Source organism: Hydrogenophaga sp. (genome assembly GCF_030656115.1).
Classification (GTDB): Bacteria; Pseudomonadota; Gammaproteobacteria; order Burkholderiales; family Burkholderiaceae_C; genus Hydrogenophaga.
Window position 1 is genome coordinate 41,355 of the sequence record NZ_JAUSOO010000190.1, and the last position, 18,066, is coordinate 59,420.

Consider the following 18,066-nt stretch of genomic DNA (forward strand, 5'->3'; position numbering starts at 1 on the left):
TTAGGCTGCGTTGCCACGGGGGCGGAAGGCGCGGTTGGTCAGCCAGGTGAGCACCACCACCACCACGAACAGCATCCACGACATGGCGCTGGCAGCGCCAAAATCGTTGAAGTCAAAGGCCATGCCGTAGAGGTACATGGCACTGGTCATGCCGGCCTGGTCGGAGCCGCCGCGCCCACCCGTCAAGATGAAAGGCTCTTCAAACAGCTGCAGGCCACCAATCACGCTGAGCGTGACACCAAAATACATCATGGGACGCAGGCTCGGCAGGGTGATGAACCAGAACTGCTGAAAGCGCCCGGCACCGTCCATGGTGGCAGCCTCGTACAGGTCTTTCGGTATGGTTTGCAAGGCCGCCAGGTACAGCACCACGTTGAAGCCCACATAGCGCCAGAAGACGATCATGGCCACGGCGGGCTTGATGTTGTCGGGCTGCCCCATCCAGTCGATGTTCTCAGCCGGCACCATCCAGCCCAAACCGGGAATTTGCCCCATGGCCTGCAAGCCCACGTTGATCAGTCCGTAGTCGGTGGACAGCAGCGAGCTGAACATGATGGCAATGGCCACCGTGGAGGTGATGTAGGGCAAAAAGTAGGCGCCCACCACCCCGTTGCGCAGACCTTTGAACGAGGTGTGGATGAAATACGCCAGCGGTATGGCCACCAGGTGCTGCGGCACACCGGAGGCCAGTGCGAGCCAGCCGGTGTTCTTCAGCGACTTCCAGAACCACTCGTCTTCAAAGGCGAATACAAAGTTGTCGAATCCGACAAACTCCATGCTCTGCAACCCGTTCGTGGGCTCCCACACCTGAAAGGCCAGGTAGAGCGAGAACAGCAGGGGAAAGAGCCCGAAGATGACAAACAGCACCAGAAACGGACTGATGAACACATAGGGCGCCATCTGAGGCGACAGTCTTGGCAAGCGTGGCAATTTCGTACTCCAACCATGGCAGGTCATGTGGGTGAACGTCAGCGTCCAGTGCCTCAGCGGGTTGCGCGCCTTTCCAGCAGGCGGTGCGCATCGGCCAGCGCGGTCTTGATGTCTTTGCCTTGGTCCAGCACCTTGTCCAGTTCGGTGTTGATCACCTCTTCGGCAAAAGCGTCTTGCTTGTGCACCGCCACGGCGCTGATGCGGCTGGCCGCCGTGCGCCATAACAGGCGGGCTTTCTGGCCGCCCAAAAACTCGATGGGCTGCTCAAAGAACGCGTCCGAATGGGTTTCCACCAGCGCAGGAAAGGCGTCTTGCGACTTGAACGCGGCCAATTGCAACGCTCGGGTCTGCGTCAGCAGCTTGATCAATTCCCAAGCCATCGGTTTGTTGGCGGCTGCAGCACCTTTGGGAATGGCCAGAAAAGCACCCCCAAACGCTGCAGAGGCCCCTTCAGGCAAATCGCTGGCCCGCCATTTGCCTTTGGTATCGGGCGCCAGCCAGTTGTTCAGATGACCGGCGAGCCAGGCGCCCGTCAACTGGGTGGTCAGCGCGCCGCGCTTGAACCCTTCAGACCACTCGTTGGACCAAGCCGTCACTTTGGCATCCAGCTTTTGTGCACGCACCTGCTGTGCCAATTTGAACGCCCGCTCAAACCGGGGCGAGGTCACCAGCACGCGGTTGCCCTTGTCAAAGTACAAACCCTCACCCGGCTGGATACCGGTGCGAATAAGGATGTCTTTGATGTCGCGCGCGTGGGCGAGCAAATAAGAACCTGTCACAGTCTTGATCTTCACACCGCTGCTCACATAGCTGTCCCATGAGCGGGTCAAGTCTTCTGGCTTCACGCCCGCTTTTTCCAGAATATCGCTGCGGTACAGCAAGGTGCCCGGACCGATGTCGGAGGGTGCGGCCACCACCTCACCACGGACATTGGTGGCCTGGTCGTAGGCGTAAGCCACATAGCGCGACTGGCTGGTCTGGATGTTGTAGGGCGCTGCCGACAGATTCTCCAGCCCATTGCCTTGAGCGAAGCGCCCCACGTACCCCACCTCCAGCGCCATCACATCGGGCAGATAAGACGATGTTGAAAGCGCGGTGGTCATGGCGGTGTGGTGGTCGCTGAACTGGCGGCTGACCACTTTGATGTCGACGTTGGGATACTTTTTCTTCCAGGCCGGAATGGCAGCCCGAACAATGTCGTCGACCGCCGGAAATGCAGCCACGGTCAGCACCTGCTGTGCCCAAGCCCCAGATGCGGTCAAAGCGGCGAAACCGACCAAAATCACCGAAGAAAGCACCGCACGCAAAGGTTTGAAACGCTTCATCTTTATCTCCAGTTTTTTGGGCTGTCCAACATGGCCACCATGCGATTGATACGAACGGATGAATGCATTCATCGGTCAATATGAAAGCGCTTTCAAATTATTATAGGATGCGGCAATGCACAAACAACCAAGGGAAATCCCGGGGATGGCAGGCCTATCGAGGTCCTGCGGCGGACACCCGGCTGGAGCCTACTGAGGGGCAGAGCGTCTTTCTTTCGTTCATGCCCGCTGACCGCCCCCAAACGCACCCGCTCTGCGTTGCAAAGGCGCTTTGCTGGTCCGAGCTATGGCGGTGCTTTGCGCCTTGATCGGGCACGTTGTGAGGCGCTGCCCGGGAACGCCCGGGAACGCCCGAAAACGCTCAACCGTTCAAGCGGCGGCACGACTCGCGCGTGATCAAGCGCGGCGCGGGCACCTGCAACTGCGGCTTGGTGCCAGCCAACAACTTCAACATGGCTTCAGCGGCCAGTTGGCCCATTTCATAAGCGGGTTGGTGCACCGTGGTGAGCGGTGGAAACGCATACAGCGAATTGGGCAGATCGTCAAAACCGACCAACGAAACGTCTGCGGGCACGTGCAAGCCCTGGCGAAGCAAGCCATGGGCAGCGCCCACGGCCATCTGGTCGTTGGCGGCAAAAATAGCGGTGAAAGGCTGCTTGCTCGCGATCAACCGCAACACGGCCTGCAGGCCGCTGTCTTCGTTGTATTCCCCTTGAACCACCAGCTCGGGATTGAACACAATACCGGCTTGTTCCAGCGCCAGCTTGTAGCCAGCGAGTCGCTGTATGGCGTCTGGATGCTGGGGATCCCCTGAAATGAATGCGATCCTGGTGTGGCCCTGGTCGATCAGGTGCCGCGTGGCCAGGCGAGCGCCTTCCAAGTTGTCAAAATTCAGGGAAAAGAGATCGGGCGCCTTGAGATTTCGACCGGTCACCACGACCGGCACTTTCTTGGCACAGGCTTTGAGCGCAGCATCGGTCAGACGGCCCGTCAAGACAATGATGCCGTCCACCCGGCGCGACAACAAAATATCGATACAACGGGCTTCGGCCTGTGCTTGCCAGTTGCCGCTGACAAACAAGGGGCTGTATCCCGCGGGGTCCAATGCGTCTTCAATGCCACGCAAAGCCGGTCCGTAAAAAGGACTGTCCATCGACTGGGTGATCACCCCAACGCTGAAGGTCCGGCCACCGGCCAAGCCCCTGGCCATGGGGTTCGGCACAAACCCGAGCTTGGCCACCGCATCTTCAACCGACTTTTTCTTGGCCTCGCTCACCACCGCCGTGCCATTGAGAATGCGCGACACCGTGCTGGGCGACACGCCGGCCTCTTTGGCCACCCGTTCAATGGTCATCGGCCCCTGGCCTTTGCTCTGTGCCGGCTTCGAAACGCCGGCGACATTGGCTTTGTTTTTCATGGCACTCCGCATGTTGAATCCCCGTCTCTTGGGATGGCAGTGTAAGCCCAAGAAAAGGCACCAAGGCGCGGGGAAACGCCACAGAAACAAACAATGATTGCGATTTCAGAACAACCGCCCACCAACCCACACGCCCAACCGGCAGCACCCACTGACCGCGCCCAAGCCTCAGCCGGGCCGCTGCGAACGCGCCCAGCGCACGATGTCGGCCGCGCCCATGGCGCCAGCCTGGCGCGCCACCTCGCGCCCGCCCACAAACAACGCCAGCGTGGGAATGCTGCGAATGTTCAGGCGCGCGCCCAGGTTTTGCTCGGCCTCGGTGTCCACCTTGGCCAGCCGCATCTGCGGCTCCAGCTGCTGGGCGGCCTGCTCAAACGCGGGCGCCATCATGCGGCACGGGCCGCACCAGGGTGCCCAGAAGTCGACCAACACCGGCACCTGCGAGCGGGCGATGTGTTTGTCAAACGCGGCCTCGTTCAGCGCCACCGGGTGGCCGGTGAACAGCGGCCGGTGGCATTTGCCGCAATCGGGCGCCTGGCCCAGGCTGGCGTTCGCCACCCGGTTGGTGGTGTGGCAATGGGGACAAACGATGTGCAGGGATTCGGTGGACATGGTGGCTCCGTGGTTTTGTAGATGTTTTCAGTTGGCGACTGGCACTGAAAAATCAAGACACCCCGGTGGGTATACCCACCTCCGTGCGGGACCTCAAACGAACTGCGCGATCAGGCTGGCGCCCCAGCTCAACAACAAGGTGGTGGTAAACGGCAAAAACCAGTCTCGCCCCAGGAACCGAAAGCGAACATCGCCCGGGAGTTTCCCCAGCCCCAGCTTGTGCAGAAATGGCGTGAACCAGCTGATGAGCAGCAGGGCCAGAAAGATGACGATCATCCAGCGAATCATGGGCGGCCTGTGAAAAAGCAGGTGTCAGAGGAAAGCACAAGAAAGCACAACGCGGGCTCGACAGAACCGGGGCCTCACAGCCGGTGCGTGCGGTCGCCGTGGGCAAAGCCCAATGGCTCCCAGCCGATGGCGCTGGCGGCGGGCGCCAGCGCCAGCACCTTGAACAGCTCGCCCATTTCGTGCTCGTTCACCAGTTTCTGCATCATCGCGTTGTCGCGCACGCTGGCGCTTTGCGCCAGGTCGAGCAACCCGCAGTTGAACAAAAACCGGGCCTGGCTGGTGTAGCCCAGCACCTGCATGCCCGCATCCTGCGCGGCCAGTGCCACCGCAGTGAAGTTCACGTGGGCGGTGATGTCTTTGAGGCCCAGGTCGGTCAGCGGCTGGTGGTCGGTGCGGTGGCCTCGGTGGCAGATCAGCGTGCCCATGTGGCGCTGCGGGTGGTAGTACTCGGCCTCGGGGAAACCGTAGTCAAGCAAGAAAACCGCGCCGCGCTGCAGGCGATCGGCCAGGGTGTTGACGAAGGCCTCGGCCTGGGGGTGTATTTCGGTCAGGTAGTCGTGCGCACCCTCCACCTCTAACGGTGGGCGCAGCGCCGTGGGCTGGTCGGCCCAGGCCAGTTCGCCAGCAGCGTCCCGCGCCACGCCGCGCTCAAACCAGGCGCCGCCCACCCGCGCCAGCAGCTGCACGGGCATGGCGTCCAGCACCTCGTTGCCCAGCACCACGCCGTCAAAACGCTCGGGCAGGGCGTCGGCCCACTGCACCACGCCGGCATGGGCCGCCAAGGTGGCGCGCTGGCGCTCTCTCAAGCTGCCCGACAGGTCGACAATGGTGTAGCGCCGGGGCGTCTGGCCACAAGCCGCCAAGGCATCCAGCAGCTGCAACGCCAACGCGCCGGAGCCGGCGCCAAACTCCCACAGCTCGTCGGTGCCGGTGGCGCTCAAAGCCTGCGCCACCTGGGCCGCCAGGGTGTGGCCAAACAGCGGCGTGAGCTCGGGTGCGGTGACAAAGTCGCTGCCCTGCCCGCCCTCGCCCGCCGGCATGTGGCCAAATTTGGGTGTCTGGTTGGCGTAATAGCCCAGGCCGGGTTCGTACAGCGCCAGGGCCATGAAGCGGTCAAACGGCAACCAGCCACCCGCCTGCGCCATGGCCTCATGCACCCGCTGCAGCAGGTCGCTCGTTAAACTAGACGGTTCTGTCATCAAGGGGGTTTTCACCCCCAGATTGTCGCCCAATGTCCCTGGTCTCCCCCTCTGCCACAGCCGCAGCGCCCGCGCACCGCACCGTGCTGGTGACCGGCGCAGGCAAACGCCTGGGCCGCGAAATTGCCCTCAAGCTGGCCAGCGCGGGCTGGAACGTGGCCGTGCACCACCGCCAGTCGGTGGGCGACGCGCAGCAAACCGCTGCCGACTGCGATGCCCTGACCGGGCGCGACGGCAGTGCCCACCCGTTCTACGCGGACCTGGCCAACGAGGCCAGCGTGCGCGCCCTGCTGCCCGCCGCGGTGGCCCATTTTGGTTCGGTGGATGCGGTGGTCAACAGCGCGTCCACCTTTGAGCACGACAGCGCCGAGAGCTTTGGCTTTGCCGCCATGGAAACGCACCTGCGGGCCAACACCGGTGCCGCCGTGCTGCTGGCGCAGGCGCTGCACACCCATTGCGTGGCCCGCGATGGCGGTGGCCCGGGCGACGCCGCCGTGGTCAACCTGCTGGACCAGAAGCTCTGGAACATGAACCCCGACTTTTTCAGCTACACGCTGTCCAAGGCGGCACTGGAGGCCGCCAACACCATGCTGGCCATGGCGCTGGCGCCGCGCGTGCGGGTGGTGGGCGTGGCCCCGGGCCTCACCCTCACCAGCCACATGCTCAGCGACGAGAAGTTCCAGGCACTGCACCGCCAGTCGCCGCTGGGCCGCTCGTCCACCCCCCAGGACGTGGCGGCCACGGTGGCGTTTGCGCTGGACAACCGATCCATCACCGGCACCACCTTGCTGGTGGACGGTGGCCAGCACCTGATGCGCTTTGAACGCGACTTCTCGCTGATGTAACCGGCCTCCCGGCCCAACCCCTTCACGTCTGCCATGAACACACCTTACGCGCCGCAGGCCGGCACCCAGATCCTCGCACTCACCGGTTTGCGTTTCGACGCCAACCTGGGCATTCTGGAACATGAAAAAACCAGCCCGCAGCCGATCCAGGTGGACGCCGAGCTGAACCAGGGCACGCAGCCACTGCTGCCGCACGACGACGACATCGGCCATGTGCTGGACTACCGCAAGGTGCGCCAGATCATCATCGACGAATGCACCGCCGAACATGTGAACCTCCTGGAGAGCCTGATCGGCAAGCTGACCCGCCGGCTGATGCAAATGCCGGGTGTCATTGGCGTGCGGGTAAAAATCGCCAAACTGGAAATTTTCGATGACTGCGAAGTGGCGATCCGCATGGAAAGCGGACAGTGGTGAACGGGTGGACAACACACCATCCTTTCAAATCAAGTGAAGTTTGAAAAGTTACTGATTTTTTATAATTTGACAAACTTCAGTATCATTCACCCATGAACCCGATCCGAAATCCCTTCGCCCCGGGCGCAGGCACGCCACCGCCGGAGCTGGCCGGCCGGGGCGCGCTGATCGAATCCGTGCACATCGCCCTGGAGCGCGCCCGCATCGGGCGCCCGGCCAAAAGCGCGATGCTGGTGGGCCTGCGTGGGGTGGGCAAAACCGTGCTGCTCGACCGCATGCGCGACGACGCCGAGGCCACGGGCATCCACACCGTGCGGCTGGAAGCCCCCGAAGGCCGCTCGCTGCCGGCGCTGCTGGCTCCGCAACTGCGCCAGGCCTTGCTGCGCCTGAGCCAGCTCGACGCAGCCAAAGCCTTCGCCATCCGCGGCCTGCGGGCGCTGGCCGGTTTCGCCAGGCGCCTGAAAGTGACCTACAACGACATCGAAGTCGGCATCGACTACGAACCGGAGCCCGGCCTGGCCGACAACGGCGACCTCGAACACGACCTGCAGGCGCTGCTGGAGCAGGCCGGTCTGGCCGCCAAAGCCGCTGGCACGGCGCTGGCCCTGTTCATCGACGAGCTGCAGTACGTGCCCGAAGCGCAACTCGCCGCCCTCATCACCGCCATGCACCGCACCGAGCAGCGCCGGTTGCCGGTGGTGCTGGTCGGCGCCGGCCTGCCCCAGCTGCGCGGGCTCATGGGCAACTCCAAGTCCTACGCCGAGCGCCTGTTCGACTTCCCGTTCATCGGCGCCCTGGCGCCGGAAGACGCGGCACAGGCCATCGAAAAACCGCTGCTGGACGAAGGCGTCGCGATCACGCCCGAAGCGCTGGCCGAGATCCTGCGCGTCACCCAGGGCTACGCCTATTTCCTGCAGGCCTGGGGCAGCCACACCTGGCTGGCGGCCGACGCCAGCCCGATCGACATCGACGCCGTGCGCAAGGCCAGCGTCACGGCCATCGCCGGGCTGGACGAGGGCTTTTTCCGGGTGCGTTTTGACCGCTGCACGCCGAAGGAAAAAAAGTACCTGCGGGCCATGGCGGAACTCGGCGAAGGCCCGCACCGGTCGGGCGACATCGCCGACTGCCTGAACGAAAAGGTGTCTTCGCTGGCCCCCACGCGCAGCGCGCTGATCGGCAAGGGCATGGTCTGGAGCCCCAACCACGGCGACACGGCCTTCACCGTGCCCATGTTCGACGCGTTCATGAAGCGCATCATCCCCGGGGATTGGAGATGACCCCCCGCGGCGTTCCCGGTTCGAATGCCCTTCACGCCAGCGTTTCTGTTTTGTACTGAGAGTTGTTGACATGAATCCCGAAAAAATTGCGCACGAAAACCACAAGCTGGAAAAACGCCTGTGCCGCGAAGTGGGCCGCGCCATCGTGGACTACAACATGATTGAAGAAGGCGACCGTGTGATGGTCTGCCTCTCGGGCGGCAAAGACAGCTACGGCATGCTCGACATCCTGCAAAAGCTGCAGGCCCGAGCACCCATCACCTTTGAGCTGATCGTGGTCAATCTGGACCAGAAGCAACCCGGCTTTCCTGAGCACATCCTGCCCGCCTACCTGACGAAACTCGGGGTGAAGTTCCACATTGAGAACCAGGACACGTATTCCATCGTCAAGCGCGTCATACCCGAGGGCAAGACGCTGTGCAGCCTGTGCAGCCGTCTGCGCCGGGGCATTTTGTACCGCGTGGCGAGTGAGCTGGGCGCCACCAAGATCGCACTGGGCCACCACCGCGACGACATCTTGCAAACCCTGCTGCTCAACATGTTTTTTGGCGCCAAGCTGAAGTCCATGCCGCCCAAGCTGGTGAGCGACGACGGCCAGCACGTGGTGATCCGCCCCATGGCCTACGTGGCCGAAAAAGACCTGAGCCGCTGGGCCGAGCTGCGCGAATTTCCCATCATTCCCTGCACGCTGTGTGGCAGCCAGGAAAACCTGCAGCGCAAGCAGGTGGGCAACATGCTCAAAGATTGGGAAAAGCAGTTTCCGGGCCGCATTGAAAACATGTTTTCGGCCCTGCAAAACGTGGTGCCCAGCCATTTGCTGGACACCAAACTGCACCCCTTCACCACCCTCCAGGCCACCGGCGTGGCCAGCGAAGACGGCGACAAGGCGTTTGACGAGGAGCCCTTGCCCGCTCCAAAATTTGACACCAAGGCCTTGCTCACCGAAGCCGGGAACGACTCCAGGGCCAAAGCCGTCATACCCATCGCCACGGCGCACTGACGCTTCTGCCGGGGCATGCGCCAACCACCCGCCAGAGGCCCCATGACGAAACACCCACCGCACCGACCACAGCGCACCGCCCACCGGCTGTACCCCCTGAAAACGGCGCTGGCCGCGCTGACCGTGAGCCTTCTGAGCGGATGCGCCAGTGTGTACCTGGTGGACAACCAGGTACAAAGCTTCGCGCGCTGGACCGACACCGCAGCCCCTGCCACAACGCCGGCGGGCGTGCCCCAGGCACCACAAACCTACCGCTTTGAACGACTGCCCTCGCAAGGTGCCGGGCCGGGTGCTGCCGGGCAAGACGCGCTGGAAAATCTCGCCCGTGTGGCGCTGGCCAAGGTAGGCTGGACGCCGCACGACACGCCCACAGCGGCCCAATGGACGGTGCAGGTGAGCGCCGGCACCTTGCGGTTGCCGCGCGCACCCTGGGACGACCCATGGGACGAGCACTGGGGCGGGTTTGGCTTTCCAAGACACGGGCTCGCCATCACCGCCAGCGGGCACATCATCGGTTCACCGCTGTTGATGCGCATGGACATGCCTTACTACAAACGCGAGGTGTCGCTGGTGGTGCGCCACGCAGCCAGCGCGCGGGTGGTGTACGAATCGCGTGCGGCCCACGAAGGCCGCTGGAACAGCATGCCCGGGCTGTGGGGCGCCATGCTCGATGCCGCGCTGCGCGACTTCCCGACACCGCCCGATGGCGTGCGGCAGGTCAACATTGAAGTGGCCCGCTGAAGCGGATCGGCATCTGGTTCGAGCCAGCGGCGGTGACACGGACGCGCCGACTCAACAGGCCGGGGCCGTGCGCTCCAGCAGTTCGCGAATCGCATGACCCAGTGCGTCCACACTGTCCTGCTTACCCATCACTTCGATCACGCCCACCGCAGCGGCAGCGGCCTTCAGCGTGTCGCTGACATGCCCCGACACCAGAGCCACGCGCAAGCCAGGGCGCTCCTGCGCCAGCGCACGGGCCACATCCAGACCCGACATGCCTGGCATGTTCTGGTCGGTCACGACCAAGTCCACCGCGGCCTGTGGGTGAGCCTGCAGCCAGTCCATGGCCTCTTCGCCCGATCCAAACGCGCTGACGCGGTACCCCCGCTTGCGCAACAGGCGCCCGACCAGAAACACCATGGCCTCGTAATCGTCGATGTAGACGATGTGTTTGCCCGGGGCCTCACAGGTCTGGTGCGGCGCGGTCACCGGTGCAGCCACCACCTCCGGCACGTGCCCGGCGCTGGCCAGCGGCAAATACACGTCAAAGCGCGCGCCCTCGCCAGGGCGGCTTTGCAGGTCGATCGCGCCGCGGTGTGTTTTGACAATACCGTGCACCACCGCCAAGCCCAGGCCGGTGCCTGCGCCCGGCGCCTTGGTGGTGAAAAAAGGCTCAAAAATACGGTGCTGAATCTCTGGGTCCATGCCCGGTCCGTTGTCGGCCACACTCAAACAGGCGTAGGTGCCACTGGGCAGTTCACCCAATTGCAAAGCCTGCGCGGCATCCAGACGCACCTCACGCAGCGCCACGGTGATGTGGCCAGAGCGCCCATCCATGGCCTGCCAGGCGTTGGTGCACAAGTTCATCAGCACCTGCTGTATTTGCGTGGCATCGGCCACCACCGGCAGGGTGGCCGCAGGCAAACGGGTCACCAGCTGAATGCCCGCTGGCAGCAGCGAGCGCATGAGGCCCAGCGCCTCTTCCACCAAGGGCGTGAGCGGCTGGCGCTGCATTTCCTGCTTCTGGCGGCGGCTGAAGGTCAGTATCTGCTGCACCAACTGGCGGGCCCGAATGGCCGCACGGCCGATCTCGGTGAGGCTTTCCTGGGCCGGGTGGTGTTCGCCCACGTCTTCACGGGCCAGCGCCAGGTTGCCCAAAATAGCGGCCAGCAGGTTGTTGAAATCGTGCGCCACACCGCCCGCCAAGGTACCAATGGCCTCCATTTTTTGAGACTCGCGCAGCTGGGTTTCCAGCGCACGCTGCTGGGCTTCGGCCTGTTTCAGCTCGGTGATGTCGGTGTGGGTCCCCACCATGCGCAGCGGTTGCCCGGCGCTGTCGCGGGCAATCACCATGCCGCGCGAGAGCACCCATTTCCAGGATCCGTCTTTGCATTGCACCCGGTGTTCGTTGCGGTAGACCGGCGTGTGACCGTCAAAGTGAGCCTGCCGGTCGGTCAGCATCTGCGCCACGTCGTCGGGATGTGTCCTGCTGTCAAGTGCTTCGGCCAGGTTGGCCAACTCGCCTTCGTCAAAGCCAAACATGGCCAGGATGCGGCCTGAGAAAAACTCCTCCCCGGTCGCGAGGTTCCAGTCCCAGACGCCATCGCCCGTGCTGTCCATCGCCAGCCTCCAGAGCGCCTCGCTTTCGTGCAGGGCGGCTTCGGCCTGTTTGCGCCCGGTGATGTCGAGCAGCACCCCCACCCGCAGGAAACCCGACGCATCGCTCGACACGGTGCAGGAGCGGCGGTAGACCCACCGGATCTGGCCGTCGGGCATGACGACGCGGAATTCCCCGCCCAGATCGACCGGCCCCTGCCTGATCTGCTGCATGTCCTGCTCCAGCACGGCCTGGTCGTCCGGATGGCGGTAGCGCGCGATGAGCATGGGGTCGCGCATCAGATCTTCGGGATCGAAGTCATAGATGTCGCGCACGCCGGAGCTCACGAAGCGGTACTCCCGGCGTCCGTCGGGCGCCACATGAACGACAAACACCATGCCCGGCACCTGCGCGGTGATCTGGCGCAGCTGTTCTTCGCTGCGGCGCAGGGCCTCCTGGTTCCGGATGCGCTCGGTGACATCTTCGACCGTGCCTTCGTAATAGAGCACCTCCCCTTGAGCGTTCCGCACAACGTGCGCGTTTTCGCTGATCCAGATGCGCTCGCGGGTCTTGTGGCGCCAGATCTCGGACACAAAGCCCCGCACGAAACCTTCGCGCTCCAGCTGCTGCTTGAATGCGCCGCGCCGCAGGGGGTCCACGTACCACTCGCGGGCAATGTCCTTGACCGCGGCCAGGTGTTCGGCCTCGGTGGCATAGCCGTTGAGTTCCACCAGCGCCTGGTTGGAACGGATCATCTGGCCATCGGGCGAACTCCGGTAGGCCCCGATGGGCAGGAAGTTGAACAGGGTGGCAAATTCCCCGAGCGGCACGGCGGCGGGCAGCGACATGCGGCAATTGTGTCCCAAAGCACCCGATGGCCCGCGCACACCGGCTCGTATTCCGTGCGGTTTTGCAGACCGGAGGCAACCCGGTACAGTGCACCCTGCTGACCGCCCATACTGAAAAGGACCCCACTTGCACGTTACCCGCATCCTGGCCGTGCGCCACGGTGAAACCGCCTGGAACCACGACACCCGCATCCAGGGCCACACCGACATTGACCTCAACGACACGGGCCGCTGGCAGGCGGCTCGGCTGGCGACAGCCCTGGCCGACGAACGCCTGACAGCGGTGTACGCCAGCGACCTGCAACGGGCCTTCAACACCGGGGCCGCCATAGCCCGGGTGCAAGGCCTGAGCGTGCAGGCACACAGCGGCCTGCGCGAACGCCACTTTGGCGCGCTCGAAGGCAAAACCTGGGCAGAAATTGAAACCCAACACCCCGAAGAAGCCAAGCTGTGGCGCTCCCGCGTGCCCGAGTGGTCACCGCCAGAGGGTGAATCGCTCCAGGTGCTGCAACAGCGCATCTTGCACACCCTGCAGGCACTGGCCAGCCGCCACATCGGCGAACAGATCGCCCTGGTGGCCCACGGTGGCGTGCTCGACATCCTCTACCGCGCCGCCACCGGGCTGGAACTGCAAGCCCCACGCAGCTGGCTGCTGAAAAACGCAGCCATCAACCGCCTGCTGTGGACCCCCGAGAGCCTCACCCTGGTGGGCTGGGGCGATGTGGCGCACCTGGAAGCACCCCATGATCACGCAGGGGCGCTGCTGGACGAAAAAACGACTTGAGCAGGAGCCTGTCGGACTTGGGACACCGAAGACGAAAGAAAGGTGATCAGCACGGTTTTGTGGTTCAGGGAAGGTTTTCGAACAGCCGCGCGCCCCCCGGGCCCGGTGGCAGCAGCCCCAGGTGCCGGTAAGCCGCCTGGGTCGCGATCCGTCCGCGCGGCGTGCGCTGCAGGTAGCCTTGCTGAATCAGGTAAGGCTCGATCACGTCTTCAATCGTGTCGCGCTCTTCCCCGATACTGGCCGCGATGTTGTCCAGCCCCACCGGCCCGCCGTCAAAGCGGTGGATCACGGCTTCGAGCAGTTTGCGGTCCATCAGGTCGAAACCTTGCGGGTCCACGTCGAGCATGGCCAGCGCGCGGTTGGCCATGTCCAGCGTGATGGTGCCGTTGCCTTTCACGTCGGCGTAGTCGCGCACCCGGCGCAACAACCGGTTGGCAATGCGCGGTGTGCCGCGCGAGCGCCGCGCCACCTCCATGCCACCGGCCTCGTCCATGGGCGCGTTCAACAGCCCCGCACTGCGCTTGACGATGAGCGCCAGCTCTTCGGCGGTGTAAAACTCCAGCCGGGCCACAATGCCAAAGCGGTCGCGCAGCGGGTTGGTGAGCATGCCGGCGCGCGTGGTGGCGCCCACCAGGGTGAAGGGTTGCAAATCGAGCTTGATGCTGCGCGCCGCTGGGCCTTCGCCAATCATGATGTCGATCTGGTAGTCCTCCAGCGCGGGGTACAGGATCTCTTCCACCACCGGGCTCAGGCGGTGAATTTCGTCAATAAAGAGCACATCGTTGGGCTCCAGGTTGGTCAGCAGCGCCGCCAGGTCCTTGGGTTTTTCCAGCACCGGCCCGCTGGTCTGGCGCAGGTTCACACCCAGTTCCTGCGCAATGATGTGGGAGAGCGTGGTCTTGCCCAGCCCGGGCGGGCCAAACAGCAGCACATGGTCCAGCGCCTCGCGGCGCATCTTGGCCGCGCCCATAAAAATCTCCAGCTGCTCGCGCACCTTGTGTTGGCCGATGTATTCGTCGAGCAGCTTGGGGCGCAGCGCGCGCTCAATGGCCTCTTCTTTGGGTGAGGCGGGTGCTGCCGACACCATGCGGGGTGCGGGGGCGAAGTCGTCGGTTTGTATGCTCATCAGATATCCAGCAACCAGCCGCGGTGGGCCATGCACACGCTCAACTGCGAACGCCGACTCTCGACAGCATCGGCACACCCCGCGTAATCACGCGCCAGCACCTGCGGGCCACGATCGCCCCAGGCATCGCGCCAAGCCAAGTCCTGCACACGGGGGGGCAACGAGGCGCAAGCGCCAAGTCCCAGCAGCAGCCATGGGAAACACAACGTCCATATCTTTCTCGACCGCGTCATGGCGCCTCCTTTAAACGGCTCATCGGCTCAGACTCTTGAGCGCCAGCCGGATGCCTTCGCTCACACCCACCCCATCGGGCAGCAGCTTGAGCGCGGCAGCCGCTTCTTTGTCGTTGTAGCCCAGCGCCAGCAGGGCCTGCTGAATATCGGCTTGTGCATCGGTGCGGGGCGAACCAGAGCCCGCGCCCCCGAAGTCGCCCAAATCGGGGCCGAATTTGCCTTTGAGTTCCAGCAGCAAACGCTCGGCCGTCTTCTTGCCAATGCCGGGCACCTTGACCAGACGGGCCACTTCTTGGCGGGTAATGGCCTGTGCCAGGTCGGCCACGCTCATGCCGCTGAGCACCGACAGCGCCATGCGAGGCCCCACACCGGTGATTTTGATCAGTTGCCTGAAAGCTTGGCGCTCCTGCGCTGTACCAAAGCCGTACAAAATTTGTGCGTCTTCGCGCACCACGAAATGGGTCAGCAGGGTGACCGCTTGGCCGGTTTCGGGCAGGTTGTAGAAGGTGCTCATGGGCACATCCACCTCGTAGCCCACGCCGTGGCAGTCCACCAGCACCTGGGGCGGGTTTTTCTCGGCCAGCAGGCCTTGCAGTCGTCCAATCATTTCAGGCCTTGTCCATGGGGGGATGAGCAGTTTGCCATGCAAACAGCCCCCTTCCCGCCAGCGCTCATGGATGCACCAGCCCCCGGCGGGCCGCTTCCAGCGTGGCCTCGGCGCGGGACGACACATTGAGTTTGCGGTAGACCTGCTTGATGTAGTGGTCCACGGTGTGGCGCGACAGACCGAATTGTTGGGCAATTTCCAGCAAGGTGTAGCCCTTGGCCACGCGCTGCAACACCTCGGTCTCGCGCTCCGTCAGGTGAACCGCATCGTCCCCCGGGCGCGGCAAGGTCGTGCGCAGTTGGGCTCCATTGGCAAAGTGGGCCAGCACCCGCCGGGCAATGGGTGGTGAGAGTTGTGGCTCGCCATCAAGCAGGCGCAGCAACTGGGCCACCAGCACCTCGGTCGGCTGGTCTTTCAGCAAATAACCGAAGGCCCCGGCTTGCAGAGCCGGAAACAGGTGGGCATCGTCGTCGTAAATGGTGACCACCACCGGCAAGGCACGGGGCTGGTGGTGGTGCAGTGCACCCACCACATCCACACCCGAGCCATCGGGCAAATCCAGATCGATCAGTGCCAGATCGAATGCGTGCTCGGCCACACAACGCAAAGCCGTGTCGCGGCGGCTGGCCAAACTGACTTGGACTTGGGGAAAGGCCGCCTTGAGCACGGACCCCAGCCATTCCCGGACGTGAGGCAAATCTTCAACAATGAGGGCGTGCTGCATGGACAGCGATGGTAGCGGAACGCGCCGCTCCACCGATTGCCCGAGTGCACCGTGCAAGCAGCCACCATCCTTGCCGTCCAGTTAAAACAAGTCCGTTGGCTGCGGGGTTGAATCAGGACCCGTTGGTTTCAAAGTCCAAGCGGCACTGACGGTAATAAAGCGTGTTGGTCGTACCACCCACACCGTGAATGTTTTTCGCGATCACCTTCAATTGACCCGTGCCCAGTGGCGCGACATCCAGGCTGATCGTTTCCAATGGCACACCCGGTTTGGACATGCTGGCTGACTGAATGAGGCTGCTGTAATAAGAGCTCAGGTTGTTATACCCACCGCTGACCGTCAAGGCAAAGGTGTTGTCCTTGACGCCGTCCTTGAAACGAAAAGTATTTGCTGCCGTATCAATGGTGACGGTGCAAGCTGCCCCATCAATGTCAGTGCCAACGTATGTACCTGCCAAACAAGCGATGTCGCTCATCTCCGCGTTGTAGGCGTTGGCTTTCACCTTGCACGCGCTCAATTGCGCGGCCGTGACGGTCGTTCCAGCACGGGGACGCCAGTCTGGCAAGCTGAAAGTGCCACTGATGCGCGCAGTGGCTGGGTTGCCACTCAGAACCGTGGCTTTGAGTTCGGTGTCGGCAAAGGTCACGGTGCCTGCCGAGGCATCGACTGTGATGCCATTGCAAGCAGGAAGCTCGCAAACAGCGTAGTAGTTGGTGCTGCCCACTGGCGCAGTCGGCTCTGGAACAACAATGACCGATGCCGACAACACCTGCCCGGTGGCCGCCACGTAGCGCACGCTCACACTGTCGAAAGACGAAGCACCGTTCAGCGGATCCGTGGCTTGGCGCATGGCGAGCTTCCGACCAGATCCGAAACTGGTGGTTTCGATATCGAAGTCTGGCAACCGGTTGGGTTTGAGGGTGCGATCCGCAGAGAATGCCGTGCTTTTTATCGTGACCGTACCCCAATCTTTTACAACGGGCTCGGTGCTTGAACTGGCGCTGCGGATCACCGTGGTGCCATCGGCCAACACGCCGTTGAACTTGCCTGCGGCCTTCAAATCCACATGGCCATGGGCACCGAAATGCACCACCAATTGAGAAGCACCGGTTTCCATGCAAACAGACGACACGGTTTGCGCCTGGGCATTGACCGTGAGGGCTCCAGCCGCGCTCAGGGCCAGCGATACAGATCCGGTTTTCTGGAATTCAAAGTTGTCGTTGAACATACCGGCTTCGCCGGTGTATTCGGTGCCAAACGAGGCGATTTCCTGCGCCGTGGCATTGCGCACGCCACCCGAAAACAGGCTGGTGTTGCAGGTGGGCAATGTGCCGCCACCACCACCGTTACCCGGGTCTTTGGGAAGGATCGTCGAAAGGTCGGTGCCCGCGCCGGCACCCGTGCGCAAATCGGTGAAGGTTTTTCCCGCTTTGTCCAGGGCGCTGCCCAGGGCATCGAGCACCTTGTCGTCGGCATCGCCCACCACCAGCACGTCAGCGATGGGGTCGCCAGCGTAATCAACACCGGTGACGGCCTTGAGCTGGTTTTTCACATAGGTTTTGGCCGCTGCCAGCCCATTCAGAAGGCCGTCAGACGTTGTCTTGTTGAAACCCGCAAAAACATCGGCAGGGCTGCCCTTGAGGGCGTGGGCCAGCACCAGGTCGGTGGCGGGCGTGATGTTGACGCGCCCCGCCTCGGTGGCAAAGCTGTAGAGCCGGGATGCGCCGTTCACCACCTCCAGCATGCAGGGGGCCGTGTGGGTGGCCGACAGCGTGAGGGTGAACACGCCGTTGGCATCGGTGTTCCCGGTCAAGGGATCACCCGCCACGCAGCGGGCGGTGACGGGAGCGTTGGAAATGGCGGCCCCGGTGGCGGCCAGTCCCGTCAGGGTAGGGGAAGGCGTGGCGCTGTTGTTGGCGGCGTCATCACCACCGCCACAGGCGGTCAAGGCCATCAAAATACTGGCGCACAAGGCGGTGCTTTGGATACGGATCATGTGGGGTACTCTCAGCAAAATGGGGAACGGAAGGCTTGGACAGACAGCACCTTAGCCAGACCCGAACCGACTGCACACCCCGTGAACACGTGGGTAGAGACCCGGGCGCCCAACAACTCAG

Annotated in this window: 18 protein-coding genes; 6 read left to right on the plus strand and 12 right to left on the minus strand. The window is 63.4% G+C overall.

Annotated elements, in window-relative coordinates:
• The 6 genes from Q7J58_RS22985 to Q7J58_RS23010 form a co-directional block, all read right to left on the minus strand.
• Positions 1 to 930 carry a sugar ABC transporter permease gene (locus Q7J58_RS22985; protein ID WP_304832463.1) on the minus strand — a complete coding sequence of 310 codons (930 nt, stop codon included), beginning with the start codon at positions 928 to 930 and terminating at the stop codon, positions 1 to 3.
• A gap of 53 nt (positions 931 to 983) precedes the next feature.
• Positions 984 to 2,255 (minus strand): extracellular solute-binding protein, encoded by a 1,272-nt coding sequence (locus Q7J58_RS22990; protein ID WP_304832465.1) that lies wholly within the window; start codon positions 2,253 to 2,255, stop codon positions 984 to 986.
• Between the two features lie 361 nt (positions 2,256 to 2,616).
• Complete coding sequence (locus tag Q7J58_RS22995) at positions 2,617 to 3,672, minus strand: LacI family DNA-binding transcriptional regulator (protein ID WP_304832466.1); 1,056 nt, start codon at positions 3,670 to 3,672, stop codon at positions 2,617 to 2,619.
• A 168-nt stretch (positions 3,673 to 3,840) separates the two neighbouring features.
• Entirely contained in the window at positions 3,841 to 4,284 is a 444-nt protein-coding gene (gene trxC / locus Q7J58_RS23000; RefSeq protein ID WP_304832468.1) for a thioredoxin TrxC, read from the minus strand.
• Positions 4,285 to 4,377: 93 nt separating this feature from the next.
• Positions 4,378 to 4,572, minus strand: coding sequence for a DUF2905 domain-containing protein (locus tag Q7J58_RS23005; protein WP_304832470.1), 195 nt, complete (start codon positions 4,570 to 4,572; stop codon positions 4,378 to 4,380).
• A gap of 74 nt (positions 4,573 to 4,646) precedes the next feature.
• Positions 4,647 to 5,771, minus strand: coding sequence for an SAM-dependent methyltransferase (locus tag Q7J58_RS23010; protein WP_304832472.1), 1,125 nt, complete (start codon positions 5,769 to 5,771; stop codon positions 4,647 to 4,649).
• 32 nt (positions 5,772 to 5,803) lie between these two features.
• On the opposite strand from Q7J58_RS23010, the gene Q7J58_RS23015 reads away from it, so the two are divergent.
• The 5 genes from Q7J58_RS23015 (at position 5,804) to Q7J58_RS23035 (ending at position 10,051) form a co-directional block, all read left to right on the plus strand.
• The gene (locus tag Q7J58_RS23015) at positions 5,804 to 6,616 is read left to right on the plus strand and encodes an SDR family oxidoreductase (protein ID WP_304832474.1); all 813 of its coding nucleotides are present in this window, start codon (positions 5,804 to 5,806) and stop codon (positions 6,614 to 6,616) included.
• A gap of 33 nt (positions 6,617 to 6,649) precedes the next feature.
• Positions 6,650 to 7,033: a dihydroneopterin aldolase gene (locus tag Q7J58_RS23020; RefSeq protein ID WP_304832476.1), complete on the plus strand. Its 384-nt coding sequence runs from the start codon at positions 6,650 to 6,652 to the stop codon at positions 7,031 to 7,033.
• A gap of 92 nt (positions 7,034 to 7,125) precedes the next feature.
• Complete coding sequence (locus Q7J58_RS23025) at positions 7,126 to 8,310, plus strand: ATP-binding protein (protein WP_304832477.1); 1,185 nt, start codon at positions 7,126 to 7,128, stop codon at positions 8,308 to 8,310.
• Positions 8,311 to 8,380: 70 nt separating this feature from the next.
• Positions 8,381 to 9,310: a tRNA 2-thiocytidine(32) synthetase TtcA gene (ttcA, locus tag Q7J58_RS23030; RefSeq protein WP_304832479.1), complete on the plus strand. Its 930-nt coding sequence runs from the start codon at positions 8,381 to 8,383 to the stop codon at positions 9,308 to 9,310.
• 42 nt (positions 9,311 to 9,352) lie between these two features.
• Complete coding sequence (locus Q7J58_RS23035) at positions 9,353 to 10,051, plus strand: DUF4136 domain-containing protein (protein ID WP_304832481.1); 699 nt, start codon at positions 9,353 to 9,355, stop codon at positions 10,049 to 10,051.
• Between the two features lie 51 nt (positions 10,052 to 10,102).
• On the opposite strand, the gene Q7J58_RS23040 is transcribed toward Q7J58_RS23035, so the two are convergent.
• The gene (locus Q7J58_RS23040) at positions 10,103 to 12,475 is read right to left on the minus strand and encodes a PAS domain-containing protein (protein WP_304832483.1); all 2,373 of its coding nucleotides are present in this window, start codon (positions 12,473 to 12,475) and stop codon (positions 10,103 to 10,105) included.
• Between the two features lie 127 nt (positions 12,476 to 12,602).
• Between Q7J58_RS23040 and Q7J58_RS23045 the strand changes: the two genes are divergently transcribed.
• A complete protein-coding gene (locus Q7J58_RS23045) occupies positions 12,603 to 13,259 on the plus strand; it encodes a histidine phosphatase family protein (RefSeq protein WP_304832484.1) in 657 nt (218 codons plus the stop codon).
• A gap of 64 nt (positions 13,260 to 13,323) precedes the next feature.
• Here Q7J58_RS23045 and ruvB read toward each other — a convergent pair whose 3' ends face one another.
• The 5 genes from ruvB to Q7J58_RS23070 form a co-directional block, all read right to left on the minus strand.
• Positions 13,324 to 14,385: a Holliday junction branch migration DNA helicase RuvB gene (gene ruvB, locus Q7J58_RS23050; protein ID WP_304832486.1), complete on the minus strand. Its 1,062-nt coding sequence runs from the start codon at positions 14,383 to 14,385 to the stop codon at positions 13,324 to 13,326.
• Positions 14,385 to 14,618 (minus strand): hypothetical protein, encoded by a 234-nt coding sequence (locus Q7J58_RS23055; RefSeq protein WP_304832488.1) that lies wholly within the window; start codon positions 14,616 to 14,618, stop codon positions 14,385 to 14,387. Before Q7J58_RS23055 ends, ruvB begins: the two co-directional genes overlap by 1 nt.
• Positions 14,619 to 14,637: 19 nt before the next feature.
• Positions 14,638 to 15,225, minus strand: a complete 588-nt coding sequence (gene ruvA, locus Q7J58_RS23060; RefSeq protein ID WP_304832490.1) for a Holliday junction branch migration protein RuvA — start codon at positions 15,223 to 15,225, stop codon at positions 14,638 to 14,640.
• Between the two features lie 64 nt (positions 15,226 to 15,289).
• The gene (locus tag Q7J58_RS23065; RefSeq protein WP_304832492.1) at positions 15,290 to 15,949 is read right to left on the minus strand and encodes a response regulator transcription factor; all 660 of its coding nucleotides are present in this window, start codon (positions 15,947 to 15,949) and stop codon (positions 15,290 to 15,292) included.
• Positions 15,950 to 16,061: 112 nt separating this feature from the next.
• Positions 16,062 to 17,945 carry a hypothetical protein gene (locus tag Q7J58_RS23070; protein ID WP_304832494.1) on the minus strand — a complete coding sequence of 628 codons (1,884 nt, stop codon included), beginning with the start codon at positions 17,943 to 17,945 and terminating at the stop codon, positions 16,062 to 16,064.
• Positions 17,946 to 18,066 lie beyond the last annotated feature (121 nt).